Genomic DNA, 20,437 nt, shown 5'->3' with positions numbered 1-20,437 from the left:
ACATGCACCGCCATTTCCATCGCTTCCTCGCACGCCCCGCCGGCGCGGCGCTGATCCTGCTCGCGGCCTTCCAGGCGGCCGGCGCGGTGACCGACATTTCCGATACCCCGATGGCGGTGAAGAACAACGTTGCGCCGAATTTCATGTACATGATCGACAACTCCGGTTCGATGAGCAATATCGTGCCGGATGAGCCGTACTCCGCGAAAACGATCTATCTTGCATGCGGCCAGGACAAGTTCGTGGAACAGGGATTTTCCGACCCGAACAATCCGCCCTCCTCGCCCAGCTATGACATCCTCATCCGAAGTGACGGCAAGCCCCGCTTCAAGAAGGGCTCGACCATCTACAGCTTCGGCACCGGCAACGGGCAGGCATGCTTCAATCCCGCCGGCTACTACAACTTCCGCCTGCTGGCCGACTCCAGCTCGACCAGCAGTGCGACCTGCGGCCCCGGCAACGCGCCCTGCAAGCATCCGGGCACCGGCTATCTCGACGCGGTCTACAGCGGCAACTACCTGAACTGGTACTTCGGAGCCGCGCCGGGCTACAGTTCCGCCGGCACGCTCGACTATGCCGCCGGGCGCAAGAGCGGCACCCGCACCCGCCTCGAAATCGCCAAGAGCAGCACGATTGCGGTTCTCGAATCCATTCCGCTCAAGACCGGCACCGGCAAGGCCAAGGCGCGCGTCGGCCTGACCACTTACAACGGCGCCGACGGCGGCGCGCTGCTAAAGAACGTCGCCGATCTCGATGCGTCGCACCTTGCCGGCCTCAGGACCAGCGTCAACAGCTTGACGTCCTCCGGCAGCACGCCGCTGTCCGAAACGCTGGCCGATATCGGCCATTACTTCACCCTGCCGTACACCGGCAACCTGAAGCTGCATCCGGACGACAAGACGCCCGCCGCGGCATCGGTTGCGAATGTATTCCGGCAGGGCGCCGCCACCCCGCACCGCCTGAACACGACACTGTCGGGAGCGGCGACCAGCCCGATCCAGTACTGGTGCCAGCGTTCCTATGCGATCCTGATGACCGACGGCCGGCCGCAGAGCGACCAGGCGCTTTCCAGCAACCAATACTTGTGCGACTACGACGGCGACTCGAACGGCTGCACGACCAGCGGCGCGAAAGCCTACGACAAGAAGACCGGCAACGCGGCCACCAGCCATCCAGGGCACGAAGGCGGCACGCACAGCTACGAGTCGGAAGGATCGGATTACCTGAACGACGTCGCGCTCGCCCTCTACGAGACGGACCTGCGTCCGGACCTGGCGGCGCCCGCCGGCCGAACCAAGAAGAACAATATCCGCACCTACACCGTCGGCTTCGCCGACGACCAGGCGAAGAACGATCCGCTGCTGAAGGAAACCGCAACGCGCGGCGGCGGCATCGCCGAAGTCGCCGGGAACGAAGCGGAACTCGTTGCCGCATTCAACAAGGCGATGAACGACGCGTTTGCGAAGGACGGCGCGGCAGCGGCGGTGGCCGTGGTCAACACGCAGCTGACAGTCGACAACACCGCCTATGCATCGAGCTACAACTCGGGCTACTGGACCGGCGACCTGCGCGCCTACACCATCAATACTTCCACCGGACTTCCGAACGCCGCGCCTACGTGGTCGGCGCAGGAGCGGATGGACGCGGTGCGCTCGCCCGCATCATCGCGCAAGATCGCCACCTTCAACGGTTCGGCAGGGACGCCCTTCCTCCCGTCCAACGTCACGCTGACCGCTTCCTACAATGCCGAGCTGATCAACTACCTGCGCGGCGACAAGTCGAACGAGGAAGGCAAGGCCGGCCAGCAGCAGCGCCCGGTTTTCCGCAAGCGGAAAAATCTGTTGGGGGATGTGATCAACGCCGAGCCTCTGGTGGAGAAGTACAGTGACGGCACGGTCGTGGTGTTCCAGGCGGCCAATGACGGCATGATGCATGCATTCAACGGCAGCGGCGACGAACTGTGGGCGTACGTGCCGAAAATGGTCTGGGGACATCTGAAAAATGCGGACGGCGGGCTGGCCGACCCCAACTACACGCACCGGTACATGGTGGATGCGACGCCGGCGGTCGTGACGATCGCCAACGGCACCAAGCTACTCGTCGGCGGCCTCGGCAAAGGCGGCAACGGCTATTACGCGCTCGACGTCACGTCCTATGCTGCGGCCGATGACAGCGCGGCGGCCGCCAAGGTGAAATGGGAGTTCCCCGCCAGCGCACCCAGCGTCGCCTCCAGCGTGGGCTACACCTACGGCACGCCGCTGATCGTCAACTCACCCGGCGGCTGGGTTGTCCTTGTCCCGTCGGGCTACAACAACAGCGACGGGTCGGGCAAGGTTTTCGTGCTTGACCCGCTGACCGGCGCGGTGATGCAAACCATCAGCACCGGCGCCGGCAGTGCGAGCGATCCTGCCGGACTCGCCTATCTGGCCAAGCCGGGCTCGGCGGCGGCGACCGACGTGATCAGCCATGTCTGGGGCGGCGACCTGAAAGGCAATGTATGGCGCTTCGACCTGTCGAACTGGAGCGCGACCAGGATAGCCGTGCTCAGGGATGGCAGCGGCAACCCGCAACCGGTATCCACCGCGCCGGTGGTGGGCCGGGCATTGGGTGGCTCCGGCAAGTATTTCGTCTATGTCGGCACCGGTCTATATCTCGGCGACAGCGATGTCCCCGGCAACACGCCCGCAAACGCCTTCAGCACGCAGACGCAGTCGATGTACGGCATCATCGACAATACGGCAAACGCCGCGCCGGCGCTGCCCGACATCCGCGGCACGAACGGCGCGAGCTGCCCCGGCAACGGCGGCGACGGCGCCTTCGTGTGCCAGGGATTTTCCGTTGCCGGCAATGGCTACACCGCGTCGCACAACACGCTCTCGTCTTCCCGTAGCGGGTGGTATTTCGACTTGCCGATCGCGAATGCGCGCGTCGTCACCCATCCCCAGCTCACGGCCGGCGACGCGCTGGTGTTTACCGCCAATATCCCGACCAACCAGACCTGCGATCCGGGCGGCTCCAGTTATTTCGTGAATGTCGATGCGCGCAATGGCGGCGCGGTGGAAACCTCCTATGGCTCGTCCAGATATCACCAGACCATCAGCCTGGTCGGCTATGCGCTGGCAAGCAGGCCGGTCGTCGTGCAGGCGGCAAACGAAAAGCACGGAGTCATCAGGCTGTCGGACCAGTCGTTCAGCAGCCCGGTGATCCATGAACCTCCCAGGCCGGCCGGCAGCCCGGTCCGATGGAAGCGGATCTCCTGGCGCGAACTGATGTAGCGATACGCCGGCGGCATGCAAAACCGGCTGCTGCCGCTTTTCCGGATCGCGGTTCCGGCAGTACAGGCAGGCGCAGGCGCAGCCTGCGTTACAGATAGCCGCGGATCCAGTTCGCCAGGTCGGCCTCGTCCAGCACGTCCGTGGCGGCCTGCCAGATCACCCGCGCGGCTTCCTGCGGCGGCGCCTCGAGACGCCAGTCGTTCAGGTAGAGGAACAGCCCCATTGCCAGCAGCGCCGCGCGTTCATTGCCGGCGGCGAAAGGCCGGTATTTCAGCATTCCCCACGCATACGCGGCGGCGATGTCGGCGATGTCGACGGGGCGCGCCTCGGCTTCATTCAACGGATGGGACAAGGCGGATTCGAGCAGGCTGCTGTCGCAGACGCAGGCATTCGCATCCGCGCCATCCAGGCTTTCCTGATGCAGGACGAGCAAGGCGTCCGGCTCGATGCAGAACAGGTTCACTCCGACAGCGCGCGCAGCGCGTCCCGGTAATCGTCGATGAACGCCCTTCCGGCGTCGATCTGCTCCTGGATCACGGGATGCTGCGACGACAGCAACAGCCCGTCGGCAGTTTCGGTCAGGTAGAGCGTACCGCCCGTGCCGCACCCGAGTTTGGCGAGCACTTCGCGCGGCAGGACGACGCCGACCTCCCTGTCAAAGGGAACCAGTTTCAATGCGTGCATGTTTTCCCCGGTTGATCATGTCACTAATTCATCTTAGTCAACCGGAGCAGGAAAGCAAAAGCCGGGAAGAAATCCGGCTGAAACCGTTCTTTCGTGCGCTGCCGCGGGCGCTGAAGCGGGATCTGTCCACTTTTTCGTACAGGCGCAGTGGCAGGAATTCGCATCGGCATGGAAATACTGCCCGCCGGAATTTTGCCCCCCTTCCTGGCGGGATAAACAAAAACGGGCCGCGATCGCGGCCCGTTTCGACTGCAGCAGATAAACCCTAGCGTGCAGCTTCCTTCACGCGCAGGCGCCATGCGTGCAGCAGCGGCTCGGTGTAGCCGCTCGGCTGTTCCAGGCCCTTGAACACGAGGTCGCACGCGGCGCGGAAGGCGAACGAGGTCTCGAAATTCCCGGCCATCGGCTTGTAAAACGGATCGCCGGCATTCTGCTGGTCCACCACCCCGGCCATGCGCTGCAGCGTTTCGCGCACCTGGGCTTCGGTCACGACTCCATGCAGCAGCCAGTTGGCGATGTGCTGGCTGGAGATACGCAGCGTCGCCCGGTCTTCCATCAGGCCGACGTTATGGATGTCCGGCACCTTGGAGCAGCCCACGCCCTGGTCGACCCAACGCACGACGTACCCGAGTATGCCCTGCGCATTGTTGTCGAGTTCCTGCTGGATCTCGGCGGCGGACCACTTCGCTTCGGCGACCACCGGGATCTCGAGCAGGCCGTCGAGCAGGCGCTCGATCTCGGTATTGTTCGCCGCCGCTTCGAGCTCCTGCTGGATCGACGCGACGCTGACGCGGTGGTAGTGCAGCGCATGCAGCGTGGCGGCCGTCGGCGACGGCACCCAGGCGGTGTTGGCGCCTGCCTTCGGATGACCGATTTTCTGTTCGAGCATTGCGGCCATCATGTCCGGCATCGCCCACATGCCCTTGCCGATCTGCGCGCGTCCGCGCAGGCCGCAGGACAAGCCGGTCAGCACGTTGCTCTTTTCATAGGAAGTCAGCCAGGTGCTGGTCTTCATGTCGCCCTTGCGCATCATCGGGCCGGCATGCATGTCGGTATGCATTTCGTCGCCGGTGCGGTCGAGGAAGCCGGTGTTGATGAAGGCGACGCGTGCCGCGGCTTCCTTGATGCAGGCTTTGAGGTTGACGCTGGTGCGGCGCTCTTCATCCATGATGCCCAGCTTGACGGTGTTGGCCGGCAGGCCGAGCAGCTGCTCGACGCGGGTAAACAGTTCGTTGGCAAACGCGACTTCCGCCGGACCGTGCATCTTGGGCTTCACGATATAGAGCGAGCCGGCGCGGGAGTTGCGGATGTCGCGGCCCGGCTTGTCGGCCAGGTCGCGCAGCGCGATGGTGGTGGTCACTACCGCATCCATGATCCCTTCCGGGATTTCCTTGTTGTCGCCCCACAGGATGGCCGGGTTGGTCATTAGGTGGCCGACGTTGCGCAGGAACAGCAGCGAGCGGCCGTGCAGCGTGACGGTGCCGCCGTCGGCGCCGGTATAGACGCGGTCACGGTTCAGCGTGCGGGTGAAGGTCTTGCCGCCCTTGCTCACGCTTTCGGAGAGCGTGCCGTCGAGGATGCCGAGCCAGTTCGCGTACGCCAGCACCTTGTCGTCGGCATCCACCGCGGCGATCGAGTCTTCCAGGTCGAGGATGGTCGACAGCGCGGCTTCGAGCACGAGGTCGGCCACGCCCGCCGGGTCATCCTTGCCGATGCCCTTGCTGCGGTCGATGCGGATGTCGATGTGCAGGCCGTTGTTCTTCAGCAGGACGGAAGACGGATCGGCTGCATCGCCCTGGTAGCCGACAAACTTCGCGGGCTCGGCAAGGCCGGTGGCCGACCCGTCCTTGAGTGCGACCACGAGCTTGCCGCCTTCGACGCGGTAGCCGGTGGAATCCTTGTGCGAGCCCTTGGCCAGCGGCGCGGCCTGGTCGAGGAAATCGCGCGCGAAGGCGATCACCCTCGCGCCGCGCACCGGGTTGTAGGCTTCGCCGTTGGGGCCGGCGTGGGTTGCGCCGTCGCTCTCGGGAATCGCGTCGGTGCCGTACAGCGCGTCATAGAGGGAACCCCAGCGGGCATTTGCGGCGTTCAGCGCGTAGCGCGCATTCAGGATCGGGACCACGAGCTGCGGGCCGGCCTGCTGGGCGAGTTCGGCATCGACATTGGCGGTCGTGACCTTCACTTCCGCCGGCGTCGGCAGAAGGTAGCCGATCGACTGCAGGAACTGCTTGTAGGCAGCCTTGTCGCGGATCGGGCCGCGGTTGGCCTTGTGCCACTTGTCCATCTCGACCTGGATGCGGTCGCGTTCTGCCAGCAACGCGGCATTCTTCGGCGCGAGCTCGTGGACGATGGCATCGAAGCCTTTCCAGAAGGCGGCGCTGTCGATACCGCTCCCCGGCAGGACCTTGTCCTCGATGAAGCGGTAGAGATTGGTGGCGACCTTGAGGCCGTGGACAGAGGTGCGTTCGGTCATGGTGTTGAGTCCTGAAAGTTGGGAATGGTTATAGCGTTTTTAGAAAATAGAAGACGGTCAGGGTGCCGCCGACCGCAATGATGAACCGGCGCAGCCAGAGCGCGGGGATCTTCCGCGCAATGCTTGCTCCCCAGTAGCCGCCCAGGGTCGCTGTGGCGAGCATGATCATGGTGTACGGCCAGTCCACCGCGCCGGCGACTACAAAGGTGACCACGGTGACGCTGTAAATGACGGCCGACAGCAGGTTCTTGATGGCGTTGATTTCGTGCACATCGTCGTGGCCGGCCATTGCGAGGCTGGCGAGCATCAGGATGCCCATGCCGGCACCGAAGAACCCGCCATAGACGGAGACCACCGCCTGGCCGGCGAGTGCCGCCGGCGTGTTGTCGGGCTTGCCGGCATGCGCGCCGCGCAGCAGCAGGGAAATGCGGCCGGAAAACGCAAACAGCAGCGTTGCGAACAGCAGCAGCCACGGAATCAGCTTGGAGAAGGTCGCATCCTTGGTAGCCAGCAGCAGCAGCCCGCCGCCAATGCCGCCGACCAGGGACACGATGCCCATCGGTACCAGATAACGCTTGTAGCGCGCGAGCTCGCTGCGGTAGGCCCAGGCGCCCGACAAGCTGGCCGGCCACAGCGCAACGGAATTGCTCGCATTGGCCACCACCGGCGGCACGCCTGCCGCCAACAGCGCCGGAAAGGAAAAGAACGTGCCGCCGCCAGCCACCGAATTCATTGCGCCTGCGCAGAACGCGGCGATGCCGACCAGGGCAATCTGCCATGCTGTCATTTGGCCGCTCCATTGCGCTGCTGCACGAACTGCAGCAAGGCATTCATGTCCGGCCCGGTTGCATCCGGCGCCACGCCCAGTTCTTCCAGCGGCGCCGCCGCGCGGTTGACCCAGAAGGTGGTGTAGCCGAACCAGGTGGCACCGCAGACATCCCAGCCATTGCTAGACACGAACAGGATACTCCGCGGCGACAGACCGAACACATCGGGCGCGAGCTGGTAGGCTTCCGGCGCCGGCTTGAACTTCTTCACCGCATCGACTGACAGGATATGGTGGAACACGTCGCGCATGCCCGCCGCTTCGGCTGCCGAGTCCAGCATCTGCGGATTGCCGTTGGAAAGGATCGCCAGTTTCAATCCCATTTGCTGCAGCGCCTGCAGCACGCCGAGGTTTTCCGGGAAGGCTTTCAGCTTCGCGTACTGTCCCATCAGCGCGTTCTGCGCATCCAGCGTCAGGTCAAGGCCAAGCTTCTTGCAGCTGAACACCAGCGCATCCTGCGTCACCTCCCAGAACGGCTTGTAGGTCGCGCACATGGTGCGCAGCCGCGAGTATTCGATCTGCTTGTCGCGCCACAGCGCCGCCAGCGCCGGCCCCTGGCCGGGGAACAGCCGCTCCGCGAGTTCGCCAATGGAATACACGTCGAACAGCGTGCCGTAGGCGTCGAAGGCGATGGCTTGGATGGACATTTACACAGTTCAAGTCTTATAGATGACTGAAAGTATATGCAATGCAAATCCACCTAAACCATACAAAAAATCACTTTATTATTGCGTTTTAGTATCAAATCCCCTATCGTCGGCCCATGGACCAGTTCAAACAGATTTCCACCTTTGTCGACGTTGCCGCCAGGGGCAGCCTGACCGCGGCGGCGCGCGCCGAAGGTATTGCACCGGCGATGATCGGGCGCCGGCTGGACGCGCTGGAAGAGCGCCTCGGGGTAAAACTGCTGCGCCGGACCACGCGCAAGATCGCGCTGACCAATGAAGGCATTGCCTTTCTGGAAGATTGCCAGCGCATCCTGGCTGACCTGGAAAATGCCGAGTCGGCGGTATCGGAACGCAGCGCGCGCGCTTCCGGCCATCTGCTGATCTCGGCCCCGGCCGGCTTCGGCCGCCAGCATGTGGCGCCGCTGATCCCTTCCTTCCTGGCCCAGCATGCGGACGTGAGCGTGACGCTGAACCTGAACGACCGCGTGGTCGACCTGATCGGCGAAGGCATCGACGTCGCGATCCGTATTGCGGCGCTGACGGATTCCAGCCTGATCGGCGTCAAACTGGCGGACAACAAGCGTGTCGTGGTTGCATCCCCCGCTTATCTGCGCCGGCATGGCGCTCCGGCATCGCTCGACGACCTCGCGAAGCACAATTGCCTGGCGATGAGCAGCGACGGCAGCCAGCGCGGCTGGACTTTCCGCCAGAGCGGCAAGAATGTGACGCTGAAGGTCACCGGCAACATGGTCTGCAACGACGGTGCGGTGCTGCACGACTGGGCGCTTGCCGGCAAAGGGCTGGCCTGGCGTTCGATGTGGGAAGTCGGCTCGGCCATCGAGGCCGGGCAGCTGGTGACGGTGCTGGATGAATTCGCCGCTCCGGGCAACGACATCTACGCTGTGTTCGCGCAGCGCCGCCATCTGCCGTTGCGGATCCGCGCATTCGTCGATTTCCTGCGTCATGCGTACGCGCAGCCGGATTACTGGCGCAAGGGATAAGCGCGCGCGTGCAATTATTTCAAGCGCGGCATGAAGCCATTTCAACCACCGCCGCTGCGCCCGGTGTCACCATGCTTCCATTCCGTTGTTTCCCGTCGACAATGTGATCCGGGTCAAGTAGATGTCGTGCACCCTGCTCATATAGTGGAAAAACTTGCCTCACAGGAACGCGGAATATCGCTGCGACCTGTCCCGGACAAGGATCGCGCCCCACTCAATCAATTCAAGGAGACCTCGGATGAACGCGCTGCTCAAGGCATGTGTGCTTGCTTTATGTTTTGCATTTTTCAATACCCCTGCGCTCGCCGGCGACAGGGCAACGGCTGACGAAGCGGTCGCGATGGTGAAGAAGGCGGTCGCCTATATCAAGGCGAACGGCAAGGAAAAGGCGTTCGAGGAATTCAACAACACGAAAGGCCAGTTCGTCGACCGCAACCTCTACATTTTTGTCTACGACATGAATGGCAACAATCTGGCGATCGGTAACGGCAATGCGAAGAAAATGGTCGGCAAGAACCTGATCGACATGCGCGACGCCGACGGAACCTACCTGATCAAGAAGCTGATCGAAGTCTCCAGCACCAAGGGCAAGGGCTGGGTCGATTACAAATGGCCGAACCCGGTGAACAACACGGTGGAAGCGAAGTCGAGCTACGTCGAAAAAGTGGATGACTACTTTGTCGGCGCCGGGATCTACAAGCAATAACAGCGCACCTTATCAGACGAAACGGCCACCCTGCGGTGGCCGTTTTTTTCATGGACCTCAGTACCGGCAGCCGATGCGGAGCGCACCCCAATGCCTGCCGCCCACACACCGCTCTCGGCCGCCATCTCGATCAGTTCCTCCGGACTCGCTGCGGTCCGCGCTTTTCTGGCTGTGTTCCCTCGACTGAATGTCGTCGGCGAGCTTCTTGATGCGCTGCTCCAGCTCCGTCACGGTGCAAATGATCAGCTTGGACGATTGCTCCACCTTTGCGGCCGGCTCGCGCACCGCGTCGGTCGCCGCACTGTCTTCAGTGCGAAAGACAAAAAAAATGCCGCCCGGCTTAGCGCCGGACGGCATTCTCTTTGAAGCTGGATCAGCTTACAGCGGCTGGATCGCGGACGCCTGCTTGCCCTTCGGGCCAGTCGTCACTTCGAAGGAAACACGCTGATTTTCCTTCAGCGACTTGAAACCATTCGATTGGATCGCGGAGAAGTGCGCGAACAGATCTTCGCCGCCTTCATCCGGAGTGATGAAACCAAAACCCTTTGCATCGTTGAACCACTTGACAGTACCTGTTGCCATTACATTTCCTTTTTAAGTGAATGGGCTGTTGCCCGGTAGATCCTTTGAAGCTAGAAAGAAATGACAGACAAACCCGGCACTACTAGTTCAAACTTCAATCGGTAGCTCATTGTACTGCATATGCACGCGAATCTGTAAATTATCTTATTCATATTCCTGGTTGCAAGTTTGCGGCCGCAATCCCTTGCTTTCACGAACGCCTTTGCTCTGGCACGCTTGCTGCATGGACGCGAGCAACTTCCATCGCTTCAGCATTCCCACCATTATGCATGCATCGAATCACGCACCTGCTGCGCGTGCCGGCGACGCCGCGCTTTCAGACACACAAAAGGCAGCCGATCTGAAGGTGATCCCGGGCGCCAAGGCTTTGCAAAAAACGCTGCACGAGACGTTCGGCATCCGGCACCTGCGCCCGGGCCAGCAGGAAGTCATCGACAGCGTACTTCACGGTAACCACACGCTCGCGGTGATGCCGACCGGCGCCGGCAAGTCGCTGTGCTACCAGTTGCCGGCGCTGAAAATGCCCGGCATTACGCTCGTCGTATCGCCGCTGATCTCCCTGATGAAAGACCAGGCCGGCAAGCTCGAAACAGCGGGCGTCGGCGCTACCGAGGTCAACAGCACGCTGAGCACGCGCGAGGAAGCCTCGGTGCTGGAGAGCATCCGCCAGGCTGACAACGAGTTCGTGTTCGCGACGCCCGAGCGCCTCGCCGACCCGGACTTCCTGGCGACCATCCGCCAGCACCGCGTCAGCCTGTTCGTGATCGATGAAGCCCATTGCATTTCGCACTGGGGCCATGATTTCCGTCCTGCCTACCTGCAGCTCGGTGCCGCGATCAATGCGCTGGGCAACCCGACCGTGCTGGCACTGACGGCGACCGCGACCGGGAATGTGGTCGACGACATCATCCGCCAGCTCGGCCTGCCCGACATGCATGTCATTAATACCGGCATCTACCGGTCAAATCTGCATTACCGCGTCGCGGCGGCGACCAGCGAATCGGAAAAACTCGACACCGTATTGCGCCTGGTACGCGAGACGGGCGGCTCCGGCATCGTCTATACGGCAACGGTGAAGGCGGTCGAGGAAGTGCATGATGCGCTGAAGGAAGCCGGCGAAAGCGTCACCTTCTATCACGGGCAGATGGCAGCCAGGGCGCGCCACGCGAACCAGGACGCGTTCATGAGCGGCGCCTGCCGAGTGATGGTGGCGACCAATGCGTTTGGCATGGGCATCGACAAGCCCGACATCCGCTTCGTTATCCATTACCAGATCCCGGCCAACCTCGAGGCGTACTACCAGGAATCGGGCCGCGCCGGGCGCGACGGCGAAGACGCGGAATGCGTGCTGCTGTTTTACGCCAAGGACAAGCAGGTGCAGCAGTTCTTCCTGGCGCGCCGCTATCCCGGCGTGGAAGACCTGGGCGAGGTCTACGCGGCGCTGCAGGCACTGGCGACCGAGCATCCCCGGGTGTCGGCCGCACAGGTTCAGGCGCATCTGGGCCAGGTGTCGGATACCCGCCTGCAGGTCTCGCTCAAGCTGCTGAAGGACGGAGGCTTCCTGGAACAGGATGAACATCTCGAGTACCGGCTGCTGCGCAACCGCGCCAAGACCCGCGAGCTCAAGGAGCTGGTCGCCACCTATCGCGACAAGAGCGTGCACGACCATGATGCGCTCGAGCGCATCGTGTTCTATGCGCAAACCGGCTTTTGCCGCTGGAAAGTATTGCTGGAATACTTCGCCGAACAGGCCGACTGGTCGCATTGCGGCGTCTGCGACAATTGCCGGCGCCCGCCCGAGCAGGCGCTGACGCCGGAGCATGTGCGCGAGCATGTGCCGCCTCAGGCGCGGCTGCAGCAAGTCGTGCCTCTTCAAGCGGGCAGCACCGTGAAGGTGCCGAAATACGGTGAAGGGATGGTGGTCTCGTGCGCAGGCGACAAGGTGACGATCCGCTTTCCCGACAGCCGGACCAGGACCTTCCTGAGCAGTTACGTGGCACCGGTCTGAGCCGGGCGCACCCAGCCGGCCGGCGCGCCGGAATCGATGCGCAGCAGCTTTTCGAACAGCTCGGCCGGCACCGGCTTGCTGAAGTAATAGCCTTGCATCTCGTTACAGCCGTGCCGCTGCAGGTAGGCCAGCTGCTCATGGGTTTCCACGCCCTCGGCGATCACATGCCGCCTGAGGTTGTGCGCGAGTGAAATGATCGACGCCACGATCGCCGCGTCATCCGCCGTATGGGTGATGTCGCGCACGAAGGACTGGTCGATCTTGAGCGCATCGATCGGCAGGCGCTTCAGGTAGGACAGGCTGGAATGCCCGGTGCCGAAGTCATCCAGTGACAGCAGCACGCCCAGCTGCTTCAGGTCGCGCAGGATGCCGATGGCGCGGTCGACATCCGTCATCACCAGGCTCTCGGTCAGCTCCAGCTCCAGCAGGTGCGGCGCCAGCCCGGTCGACGCGAGCACGCCGGCGATCGAACTGACCAGGTCCTGCTCGGCGAACTGCCGCGCCGACAGGTTGACCGCTACGCGCAGCTTGCCCAGGCCGGCATTCTGCCAGGCGACCGCCTGCGTGCAGGCAGTGCGCAGCACCCATTGCCCGATCGGCACGATCAGTCCGGTTTCTTCCGCCAGGCTGATGAAGCGCAGCGGCGGCACCATGCCCAGCGTCGGATGCTGCCAGCGGATGAGCGCCTCCATGCCGATGGTGGAACCGGTGCGCAGGTCGATCTGCGGCTGGTAATGCAGCACGAACTCCCCGCGCTCGAGCGCGTTGCGCAGGTCGCTTTCGATGCGCAGGCGCTCCATCAGGCGCTCGTTCATTGCCGGGGTGTAGAACTGGAAGTTGTTGCGCCCGGTTTCCTTGGCCCGGTACATCGCGATGTCTGCATGCTTGATCAGCGTTTCCGGATCCTCGCCGTCCGAAGGATAGGCCGCCACGCCGATGCTGCAGCCCAGCACGAATTCATGCCCGTCCACTTCGAGCGGCTGGGCAACCGCGTCCATGATCCGCTGCACCACTGCGCTCGTCAGACACTCGTCCGCGCGTTCCGGCAGCACCAGCACAAATTCGTCGCCACCCAGGCGGGCCACCGTGTCGGTCTCGCGCACCGCCGCTTCGAGCCGCGCGGCGATGCTCTGCAATACGATGTCGCCGGCCTTGTGCCCGAGACTGTCGTTGACCAGCTTGAAGCGGTCCAGATCGAGAAACAGCACCCATACCGCGTAGCAGTAGCGCGAGGCGTAGGCAAGCGCCTGGGTCAGGCGGTCCTGCAGCAGCGCCCGGTTGGGCAGACCGGTGAGGATGTCGTGCGCGGCGTGGTACTCGAGCTGCTCGGCATAGCGGCGGCGCGCGGCCTCGGCGCGCAGCGCGGCGATACCATACGCGAGGTTGTCGGCCAGCTCTTCCGCGACCTTCACTTCGTTCGGCCCGAATGCATTGGCTTCGTGCGAATAGATGGAGAGCGCTCCCAGGATCCGGTTGCCGGCGCGCAGCGGCAGCGACATCGCTGAGACGATCTCGTAACGCACCATGAAGTCACGCCACGGCGCATGCACCGCGCTGGTCTGCATGTCGCGCACTACCACCACGCGTCCCTCGCGGATCGCGGTCCCGGTCGCGCCGCGCCCGGTCGCCGCATCGTCCCAGCTGACATGACGGAGGGTCTCCACCAGTGCGCCCTCCTCGATTTCCGCCATCGCGGCCGGTCGGACCTTCTTCTGCGGCCCGTCTTCGGCGAAGCCGACCCAGGCAAACGGGAAGCCGCTGATATCGCGGATGATGAAGCAGATTTCATTGAGCAGCGCCGTCTCGTCGGTCGCGCGCACCAGCGCCTGGTTGCAGGCGCTAAGCACGCGCAGCGCGAGGTCGAGCCGCTTGCGCTCGGAGATGTCGAGCATGATCCCGATGGTCGCGTGCTCGCCGTCGAGCTTCATCAGGGAGCCGAATACTTCGACATCGAACAGCGCACCGTCCTTGCGGCGCGCGCGGCGCTCGTAATGCACCTCCCTGGCTTCGCCGCGCAGCCGCTTGCGGACGTTTTCCGCCACAACTTCACGGTCGCTTTCGGCAACCAGGTCGTAGACGGTGACCGAAGCGGCCATCTCATCCTGGGTGTAGCCGAACATCTGCGCCATCTTCGGGTTGACGAAACGAAAGCGCCCGTTCTGCGCGATGTAGACGCCCACCACCGAGTTCTCGGCGAAGCCGCGGAACATCGACTCGGCCTGCTTCAGGCTCGTGCGGTCGCGTTCGATGCGCCCGACCAGTTCGCCGATGCGCTGCGCCGATTCGTTGAAACGGCTGGCCAGCATGCCGATCTCGTCATCGGAGCTGCAGTCGATGCTCACCCGATAATTGCCCTCCGCGAGTTCCCGGCTGCGCTGCGCCAGCTCGCGCAGCGGGCGCACGATGCGCCGGCGCACCGCGGCAAAGACCGCCAGCAGCACCAGCAGGTCGATGAACAGCAGGCCGTACATCTTCATCAGCGCTTTTTCCTGCGCCTGCTGCGCTTCCCGCGTGAGCGAGCTCACCAGGTTCTCGGCATGGCCGAGCAGTTTTGCGGCATCTTCGGCGATCCGGGGCGCGGCCGGCTGCACGCCTGAAGCCTCGACCAGGGAACGGAAATGCATCCAGTCGCTGCGGATCGCTTCGAGCAAGGGAAGGTGGCGGCTGGAAAGCGGTTTGATTCGGTAGCCAAGCGCGTCGCCGCCATGGATCAGTACGGCAAGGGCGTCGTCGAAAGCTTCGAGCGAGGCCGGCAGGTCGGGAGCGCCGGCGTCCGGAGATTGCAGCGCTCGCGTGGCATCGAACGCGGCTTTCTGGCTCAGCATGCGCAAGCGGCCGGCCACGTTCATTGTCTCGGCAACGCCGTTGACATCATCGAGCATGGTGCGCACGACGACGATATTGGCGACAGCCACCACGAACAGCACGCAGAACACCGCGGCGATCTTCTTGCTGATCGTCGAAGCGGGCGTACCAATGTCGTCTGCGGGATGCGACGGATGCGAAATCACGTCGTCGGCCATGAAATCCCCGGGGGTTGTCGTTCTTCCAGCAGTATGCCGTGTTTCCCAGGGAAAATAAATTAGGGTGAAGAATTATTGTGACTGACGGGTCGCCTTGCGCGACCGTTTGGTATCGAACATGCGCTTGTCCGCAATCCTGAGCAGGGCATCCACGTCCTCGCCATCGTCGGGGAATACCGCCCAGCCGACCGACACGCCGACGCAGGCGGTGCCGGGTTCGAGCGGTACCGGCTCTTCCACTGCTCGGCGGATCTTTTCTTCGGCGGCGACGATGTCCTCGGTCGCTGTCACGCCCTTGAGCAGGACGATGAATTCGTCGCCGCCGTAACGCGCCACGACGTCGCTCACCCGCACCGCTTCCTTCAGGCGGGCAGCGACTGCCACCAGCACCCGGTCGCCGGCGTCGTGTCCGTGCTGGTCATTGATTTTCTTGAAATGATCGAGATCGATGAACAGCAGCGCGAAGCGCGGCTGTTCACCGGCCTTCTGCTCCAGCTGGCGCCGCAGGAACCCGACCTGCGCGAGCAGCGAGGCGCGGTTGAAGACGGCCGTCAGCTTGTCGATGCGCAGGTTGTGCTCCATCTCGGAAAAACGCCGCGCCAGCTGCCCGATCTCGTCGCGCCGGCGGATATTGATCGACGGCAGCGGCTCGCCGTCGCCGATCTTCCTCGCCGCTTCCGCCAGCACGCGGACGTCGCGCAAGAGCCGATTGAGGACGGTCAGCCCCAGGATCAGCGCCATGGCCACGCACAGCACCGCGATGGCCATCCCCTGGACCAGGCTGCGCGTGACGCCGCCCATGAAATCCGAACGCGGCACCGCCACCACCGTGGTCCAGTCCAGGCCGTATTGCGCCCCAAGGCGGCTGGCGGCGATGTCCAGTCCGCCGACTTCCGCCAGCAGGGTATCGGCGGCGCGCGCGCCGCGCTTCCATTGCGCCACCTGCGCATACGCCAGGCGCATTGCGGGAGTGCGCATCTCGTCGCCGCGCAGGCGAACCGGCAGGCCGTTTTCCATCTTGACCGGCAGCTCGCTGCCGGAGGTCGCGACCACGTAGCCCTCGCGATCCAGCACGAAGGCGACGCCGTTTTCGCTCACCTTCAAGGTGCGCAGGAAATCGGTCAGGGCCTTCAGGGTCACGTCGGTGGCGATCACGCCGGCCAGGGCGCCGCCCGGGTGACGCACGGCCCTTGCCAGCGTGATGGTCGGCTCCCTCGAGGTGAAGTCGTTGTACACCGGCGACCAGACCTGGCGGTCGCGCTGCGCGGCGACGCCATACCATGGCCGCCCGCGCGGATCATAGTCGTCGGTGCGCAGCAGGCGTTCGCGTTCCCCAGGTGACTTGACCGCGTAGACCGCGCGGCGCGGTGCGCCGGGTTCGCGCAAGTACAGCTCGATGAGATCCTTGCCGATCCGGTGCACGCCCGCAAAACGCCCGTCCGCGCCACCGAAGTACACGTAGTTGTTCACGTCCATGGACAAGCCGCTGGCGACCCAGAGGCGCGATTCGAGGGAGGGCAGGTCGTCGGAAAACGGCCGCGGCTGCGGCAGCATCGCAGGATCGGGATCGACCGCGTTCAGCGCAGTCAGCGCGCCCGCGAGGTGGCGCTCGGTGGCGCCGCCAATGCGGGCAACCATATCGGCGAGAACGCGCTGCGACAGCATCGCGACCGCCTCTTTCCCCGCCTGGTAGGACACCCAGGCGATCGCCGCGGAGACGAATATCACCAGCAGCACATACGGCAGAACCAGTTGCCGCCGCAAGGAGGAATTGTTCATGGTAGCCCCGAATGACCGAGGCCGCAGGGCTCCGGTTATTGATCTTGTTTGGTCCCGATTATATATCTTTGAGGCAATTTATTTCCCAACAACAACATTAGAAGACGTGCACTAAGTTCCCATGTGAGAACCTGGTGCAGGGCGATACCCTTATTGAAATAAACATATCGTCATTGAGATTTATCAAACGTCCCGCAGGCACTTACGCCCCTTGGATTCCTCCAATTAGCCGAGAACGCAATATTGGAGCCCATTCAACCATGCGATATGAGTGAAATCGGTTCTACAACTATATTTTTTGAGAGGAACAAACATGAAATATTCAGTATTGCTCGCGGCGCTTCTCGCCACTCTGACACTAGGCGCATGTAACAAGGATTCGGGCAGTGCTGGCGGCGGCACCGGCAGCCCAGGTGCGGCAGGTAGCAGCGCCGGCGGATCGAGCGGCTCAGCCGCCAGCCCCGGCTCGACCGGCGGCAGCACCGCAGGCAGCGGCTCGAGTGCATCGCCGAGTGCCGGCGCCGGCAGCGCGGGCGGCAGCACGGGCAGCACGCCTGGCAGCACCGACAGCACCGCAGGCGGCTCAAGTGCGGGCGGCAGCAGCGCCGGCGGTTCGACCGGCAGCACTGCTGGCGGCAGCGGCGGAACCGGGGGCAGCACCGGCGCGACCGGTTCCGGCACCGGCGGCTCGGCCGGGGCGGGAAGCACAGGCGGCTCCAGCGGTGGCACGACCGGCGGAACCAGCAGCTCGGACAGCAGCAGCGCTGGCGGCTCCACGGGTGGCTCGACGGGCGGCTCCAGCAGCGCCGGCGGCTCCACGGGCGGCTCGACGGGCGGCTCCAGCAGTGCCGGCGGCTCGACGGGTGGTTCGACGGGCGGCTCCAGCAGCGGCGCGGGCGGCTCGACCGGAGGATCCAGCAGCAGCACCACGCCGGGAAGCACCACAGGTTCCGGCAGCAGCAGCTCGGCCACGCCCGGTTCCCCTTCGAAATAAGCAGTCTCCGTTTGAGGTAACGTGATGGAAGCGGTACGATCGGCGTCTGCCGGTTGTACCGCTTTTTTATTGCCCGCCCGTCGCGGTCCGCTTAGCGCTCCGGCAGCGGCAACTGGAAGACGGTTTTCCCTCTATGACGTGAAAGAAGCCGCAACCGCGCAGGCCGAGCGGATCGCGCCATTCGAGGATCGCCCATTCCCCGTCCTCGAACAGGTTTTCCACGATGCAGACCATGTTTGCCGATGCGAAGCCGCCAGCGAACATGCGGCGTATCGCTTCCCGGCCATGCACCGGGGATTCGGCGGCCTGGTGGTTGGTCGCATCCTCCGCATAAAAGCCGGCAAGCGCATCGGCATCGGCGCGGTTGAATGCACCGACCCAGGCCATGACCAGTTCCCGCGGTGTCGTCGGCGCCTCCCCCAACAGATGTGAATGCCCTCCATGCTATGGAGGTGCGAGTGCAAAGCCAGCATTGCCCGGGGCGACGACGGACACGAACACGAAGGGCACGGTGCCCGTATTGCGTGCGCCGTGCACCTGGCCGGGCAAGGCGACCGCGACCTCCTTCGCCTGCAGCGATCGCATGACGCCACCTCCCTGGAAATACTCGGCCGCACCCGACAGCACGGTCCAGGTGTCTTGCCCGCGCGGATGCACATGCGGCGCGATTTCCTGGCCGGGGCGCAGATGCCAGACCACGATCAGCGCGTCCGGCGTCTCCAGCACCACCGAGCGGACCGGTTCATCCTGCGACGGCTGCTCATGGTCGGCAACGGCGAAGATTCTCTGCCCGATAGTCATTATGAAAGGCCTCCAAAAGGGAGAGCGCGATCGCGCTTGCGGCACACGCACATGGGACATACGGCGGCGGTCGGCATGGACTTTTCACCGCCTTCCTTGTCCGCAAGAGTATAACGGTGCCCGCCGGAAGTGCGGAACGCGCCGACGCGGCAGTGCGGTTTGACAGCCCCTCGCCCGCGCAGGATACTCGACGCACAACGCATGATTCCCGTTCAGCGCCCTTCCCCGCAATGAGATTCGCATGCCAGAACCGCTCCCCTTTCCGATCCGCAAGGAGTGCCCGCCCGGCGCCTGCATCTGCGGGCGCGATGAACTGCTCGCCGATCCGCACGCCGATATCCGTGCCTTGCGCCTGACGCGCGAGGAAGAAAAAAGGCTGATCGCGCGCATCGAGGGCATCACCAGCTACGCCGACCTGATGCATGTGGCGGACCTGATGCGCGCCCAGCTCGGCATCGTGCTGCGCATCGCGCCCAGGGCGAACGAAGTGCGCACGGTGCGCGGCCTGTCCATCCGGCTCGACGAACAGCCAGGCTTGTGCAGGAAGATCCGGCAATCGGTCCCGGCGGCGGTCAGGCGCTGCCTCGAAAGGAGTCCGGACATCGTCTATGCGATCCTGAATGCGCACGACCTGCTTACCGATGCCGGATCCGCATCCGACGCGGGCTGACCCGCCTATTTCCGCGCCTGTTTTCCTCGTTGCAGCGGCACCGGTTCGAGGCGCAACTCCCCGCGCAGCATCGGTCTGGCCAGGATCTTGTAGGTATCCACGTCGAAGCTGCGCCGCGCCGCATGCTTGACCGGCAAGGCGGCCGCGCCGCGATCGATGGAGCCGAGATAGAACCAGTGGTCGACCACGTGGACCTGCTCCCAGCCGTCGCACTCTTCCACGATGCCCATCGGCCCCGGATAGGGCCAGAGCAGGATGCGCATTTCCTCGAGCGCCGCGCGCAGCCGCAGGTAATGCTCCTCGGCCGGTTCGGTACCGACACAGGCACCGAGGCAGCGCGCGATCTGCCGCGCGAAGCAGGCGCGGCCGCGCACCCGCGTCTCCAGCCCGGTGATTGCCGGGCAGAGCCTTTCCGCATCGACGAGCTCGCGCAGTTTTTCCAGTGCCGCGCGGCGCGTGGCGAACAGGCCGAACAGGTCCGCCGTGGTCGCGAAGTCGACGTCGCGCGCATGGACGATCTGCGGCACTGCATGCGCATCGGGGCCGAGATGCAGCGTGCACATCTCGCGGGTGCGGCGCAGCTTCTTGTTGTGCAGCGGCTGCATCTCCTTGATCAGCCGCGACTCCAGCAGCAAGGCGCCGATATCGCCGGCGGTGCGGCGGAATTCCACATGGCGGCTGGCCTGCAGCATGCGCGCCTCTTCCGGCGTGCGCAGGTGCGACAGCACGCGGCTGCGGATGTTGACGCTCTTGCCGATGTAGAGCGGCCGGTCCTGCTCGTCGCGGAAGATGTAGATGCCGGGCTTCGAAGGCAAGGCATCGAGGCTGGCGCGGTCGATATGGTCCGGATAGGAGAAGGCGTCTGCCGGATCGGGCTTGACCAGGAGTCCGACGGAGGTGATACGGGCTTGCATGAAAAACAAAAAGACCGGGAAAAAGAATAAAGA

General features: G+C 64.0%; 18 protein-coding genes. 5 read left to right on the top strand and 13 right to left on the bottom strand.

Annotation, left to right across the window (positions count from 1 at the left end):
* Positions 1–2: 2 nt before the first annotated feature.
* A complete protein-coding gene (locus VEC01_RS18505; protein WP_324902389.1) occupies positions 3–3,275 on the top strand; it encodes a pilus assembly protein in 3,273 nt (1,090 codons plus the stop codon).
* Positions 3,276–3,363: 88 nt separating this feature from the next.
* Here the strand turns inward: VEC01_RS18505 and VEC01_RS18500 are convergent, their stop codons facing one another.
* The 5 genes from VEC01_RS18500 to VEC01_RS18480 form a co-directional block, all read right to left on the bottom strand.
* Positions 3,364–3,738, bottom strand: a complete 375-nt coding sequence (locus tag VEC01_RS18500; protein ID WP_324902388.1) for a Fic family protein — start codon at positions 3,736–3,738, stop codon at positions 3,364–3,366.
* The gene (locus VEC01_RS18495) at positions 3,735–3,959 is read right to left on the bottom strand and encodes an AbrB/MazE/SpoVT family DNA-binding domain-containing protein (RefSeq protein ID WP_324902387.1); all 225 of its coding nucleotides are present in this window, start codon (positions 3,957–3,959) and stop codon (positions 3,735–3,737) included. Before VEC01_RS18495 ends, VEC01_RS18500 begins: the two co-directional genes overlap by 4 nt.
* Positions 3,960–4,224: 265 nt before the next feature.
* Positions 4,225–6,432 carry a malate synthase G gene (locus VEC01_RS18490; RefSeq protein ID WP_324902386.1) on the bottom strand — a complete coding sequence of 736 codons (2,208 nt, stop codon included), beginning with the start codon at positions 6,430–6,432 and terminating at the stop codon, positions 4,225–4,227.
* A gap of 28 nt (positions 6,433–6,460) precedes the next feature.
* Entirely contained in the window at positions 6,461–7,219 is a 759-nt protein-coding gene (locus tag VEC01_RS18485) for a sulfite exporter TauE/SafE family protein (protein ID WP_324902385.1), read from the bottom strand.
* Positions 7,216–7,905, bottom strand: a complete 690-nt coding sequence (locus tag VEC01_RS18480) for a haloacid dehalogenase type II (RefSeq protein WP_324902384.1) — start codon at positions 7,903–7,905, stop codon at positions 7,216–7,218. The genes VEC01_RS18485 and VEC01_RS18480 overlap by 4 nt, the downstream gene beginning before the upstream one ends.
* 116 nt (positions 7,906–8,021) lie before the next feature.
* Between VEC01_RS18480 and VEC01_RS18475 the strand changes: the two genes are divergently transcribed.
* Together VEC01_RS18475 and VEC01_RS18470 are read left to right on the top strand one after the other, a co-directional pair.
* Positions 8,022–8,927, top strand: coding sequence for a LysR family transcriptional regulator (locus VEC01_RS18475; protein WP_324902383.1), 906 nt, complete (start codon positions 8,022–8,024; stop codon positions 8,925–8,927).
* A gap of 238 nt (positions 8,928–9,165) precedes the next feature.
* A complete protein-coding gene (locus VEC01_RS18470) occupies positions 9,166–9,633 on the top strand; it encodes a cache domain-containing protein (RefSeq protein WP_324902382.1) in 468 nt (155 codons plus the stop codon).
* A gap of 57 nt (positions 9,634–9,690) precedes the next feature.
* On the opposite strand, the gene VEC01_RS18465 is transcribed toward VEC01_RS18470, so the two are convergent.
* Entirely contained in the window at positions 9,691–9,990 is a 300-nt protein-coding gene (locus VEC01_RS18465) for a hypothetical protein (protein WP_324902381.1), read from the bottom strand.
* A gap of 21 nt (positions 9,991–10,011) precedes the next feature.
* On the bottom strand, positions 10,012–10,215 hold the full coding sequence (locus VEC01_RS18460; RefSeq protein ID WP_088707577.1) for a cold-shock protein: 204 nt from the start codon (positions 10,213–10,215) through the stop codon (positions 10,012–10,014).
* Positions 10,216–10,438: 223 nt separating this feature from the next.
* Here VEC01_RS18460 and VEC01_RS18455 point away from each other — a divergent pair, with 223 nt between their 5' ends.
* Positions 10,439–12,223, top strand: a complete 1,785-nt coding sequence (locus VEC01_RS18455) for an ATP-dependent DNA helicase RecQ (RefSeq protein WP_324902380.1) — start codon at positions 10,439–10,441, stop codon at positions 12,221–12,223.
* On the opposite strand, the gene VEC01_RS18450 is transcribed toward VEC01_RS18455, so the two are convergent.
* The 5 genes from VEC01_RS18450 to VEC01_RS18430 form a co-directional block, all read right to left on the bottom strand.
* Positions 12,205–15,246 (bottom strand): EAL domain-containing protein, encoded by a 3,042-nt coding sequence (locus VEC01_RS18450; protein WP_324902379.1) that lies wholly within the window; start codon positions 15,244–15,246, stop codon positions 12,205–12,207. The two genes, VEC01_RS18455 and VEC01_RS18450, sit on opposite strands and share 19 nt — an antisense overlap.
* A 72-nt stretch (positions 15,247–15,318) precedes the next feature.
* Positions 15,319–17,025 (bottom strand): diguanylate cyclase, encoded by a 1,707-nt coding sequence (locus tag VEC01_RS18445; protein WP_324902378.1) that lies wholly within the window; start codon positions 17,023–17,025, stop codon positions 15,319–15,321.
* A gap of 225 nt (positions 17,026–17,250) precedes the next feature.
* Positions 17,251–17,997 carry a hypothetical protein gene (locus VEC01_RS18440; protein WP_324902377.1) on the bottom strand — a complete coding sequence of 249 codons (747 nt, stop codon included), beginning with the start codon at positions 17,995–17,997 and terminating at the stop codon, positions 17,251–17,253.
* An 88-nt stretch (positions 17,998–18,085) separates the two neighbouring features.
* Entirely contained in the window at positions 18,086–18,406 is a 321-nt protein-coding gene (locus tag VEC01_RS18435; RefSeq protein ID WP_324902376.1) for a nuclear transport factor 2 family protein, read from the bottom strand.
* 57 nt (positions 18,407–18,463) lie between these two features.
* Positions 18,464–18,820 carry a cupin domain-containing protein gene (locus VEC01_RS18430; RefSeq protein WP_324902375.1) on the bottom strand — a complete coding sequence of 119 codons (357 nt, stop codon included), beginning with the start codon at positions 18,818–18,820 and terminating at the stop codon, positions 18,464–18,466.
* 241 nt (positions 18,821–19,061) lie between these two features.
* Here VEC01_RS18430 and VEC01_RS18425 point away from each other — a divergent pair, with 241 nt between their 5' ends.
* Positions 19,062–19,490 (top strand): hypothetical protein, encoded by a 429-nt coding sequence (locus tag VEC01_RS18425; RefSeq protein ID WP_324902374.1) that lies wholly within the window; start codon positions 19,062–19,064, stop codon positions 19,488–19,490.
* Between the two features lie 5 nt (positions 19,491–19,495).
* On the opposite strand, the gene VEC01_RS18420 is transcribed toward VEC01_RS18425, so the two are convergent.
* A complete protein-coding gene (locus tag VEC01_RS18420; RefSeq protein ID WP_324902373.1) occupies positions 19,496–20,404 on the bottom strand; it encodes an endonuclease in 909 nt (302 codons plus the stop codon).
* Between the last annotated feature and the right edge of the window lie 33 nt (positions 20,405–20,437).

The organism is Noviherbaspirillum sp. (assembly GCF_035627455.1).
In the GTDB taxonomy this organism is placed as follows: domain Bacteria; phylum Pseudomonadota; class Gammaproteobacteria; order Burkholderiales; family Burkholderiaceae_D; genus Noviherbaspirillum.
This window is presented reverse-complemented; position numbering and strand designations above follow the sequence as displayed.

Excerpts from the sequence above, each read along its gene's own strand:
- VEC01_RS18505 (WP_324902389.1), top strand. The coding sequence starts at position 3 with ATGCACCGCCATTTCCATCGCTTCCTCGCACGCCCCGCCGGCGCGGCG.
- VEC01_RS18490 (WP_324902386.1), bottom strand. The coding sequence starts at position 6,432 with ATGACCGAACGCACCTCTGTCCACGGCCTCAAGGTCGCCACCAATCTC.
- VEC01_RS18450 (WP_324902379.1), bottom strand. The coding sequence starts at position 15,246 with ATGGCCGACGACGTGATTTCGCATCCGTCGCATCCCGCAGACGACATT.
- VEC01_RS18420 (WP_324902373.1), bottom strand. The coding sequence starts at position 20,404 with ATGCAAGCCCGTATCACCTCCGTCGGACTCCTGGTCAAGCCCGATCCG.
- VEC01_RS18425 (WP_324902374.1), top strand. The coding sequence starts at position 19,062 with ATGCCAGAACCGCTCCCCTTTCCGATCCGCAAGGAGTGCCCGCCCGGC.
- VEC01_RS18480 (WP_324902384.1), bottom strand. The coding sequence starts at position 7,905 with ATGTCCATCCAAGCCATCGCCTTCGACGCCTACGGCACGCTGTTCGAC.
- VEC01_RS18470 (WP_324902382.1), top strand. The coding sequence starts at position 9,166 with ATGAACGCGCTGCTCAAGGCATGTGTGCTTGCTTTATGTTTTGCATTT.
- VEC01_RS18475 (WP_324902383.1), top strand. The coding sequence starts at position 8,022 with ATGGACCAGTTCAAACAGATTTCCACCTTTGTCGACGTTGCCGCCAGG.
- VEC01_RS18455 (WP_324902380.1), top strand. The coding sequence starts at position 10,439 with ATGGACGCGAGCAACTTCCATCGCTTCAGCATTCCCACCATTATGCAT.
- VEC01_RS18465 (WP_324902381.1), bottom strand. The coding sequence starts at position 9,990 with ATGCCGTCCGGCGCTAAGCCGGGCGGCATTTTTTTTGTCTTTCGCACT.
- VEC01_RS18430 (WP_324902375.1), bottom strand. The coding sequence starts at position 18,820 with ATGACTATCGGGCAGAGAATCTTCGCCGTTGCCGACCATGAGCAGCCG.
- VEC01_RS18485 (WP_324902385.1), bottom strand. The coding sequence starts at position 7,219 with ATGACAGCATGGCAGATTGCCCTGGTCGGCATCGCCGCGTTCTGCGCA.
- VEC01_RS18460 (WP_088707577.1), bottom strand. The coding sequence starts at position 10,215 with ATGGCAACAGGTACTGTCAAGTGGTTCAACGATGCAAAGGGTTTTGGT.
- VEC01_RS18445 (WP_324902378.1), bottom strand. The coding sequence starts at position 17,025 with ATGAACAATTCCTCCTTGCGGCGGCAACTGGTTCTGCCGTATGTGCTG.
- VEC01_RS18495 (WP_324902387.1), bottom strand. The coding sequence starts at position 3,959 with ATGCACGCATTGAAACTGGTTCCCTTTGACAGGGAGGTCGGCGTCGTC.
- VEC01_RS18435 (WP_324902376.1), bottom strand. The coding sequence starts at position 18,406 with ATGGCCTGGGTCGGTGCATTCAACCGCGCCGATGCCGATGCGCTTGCC.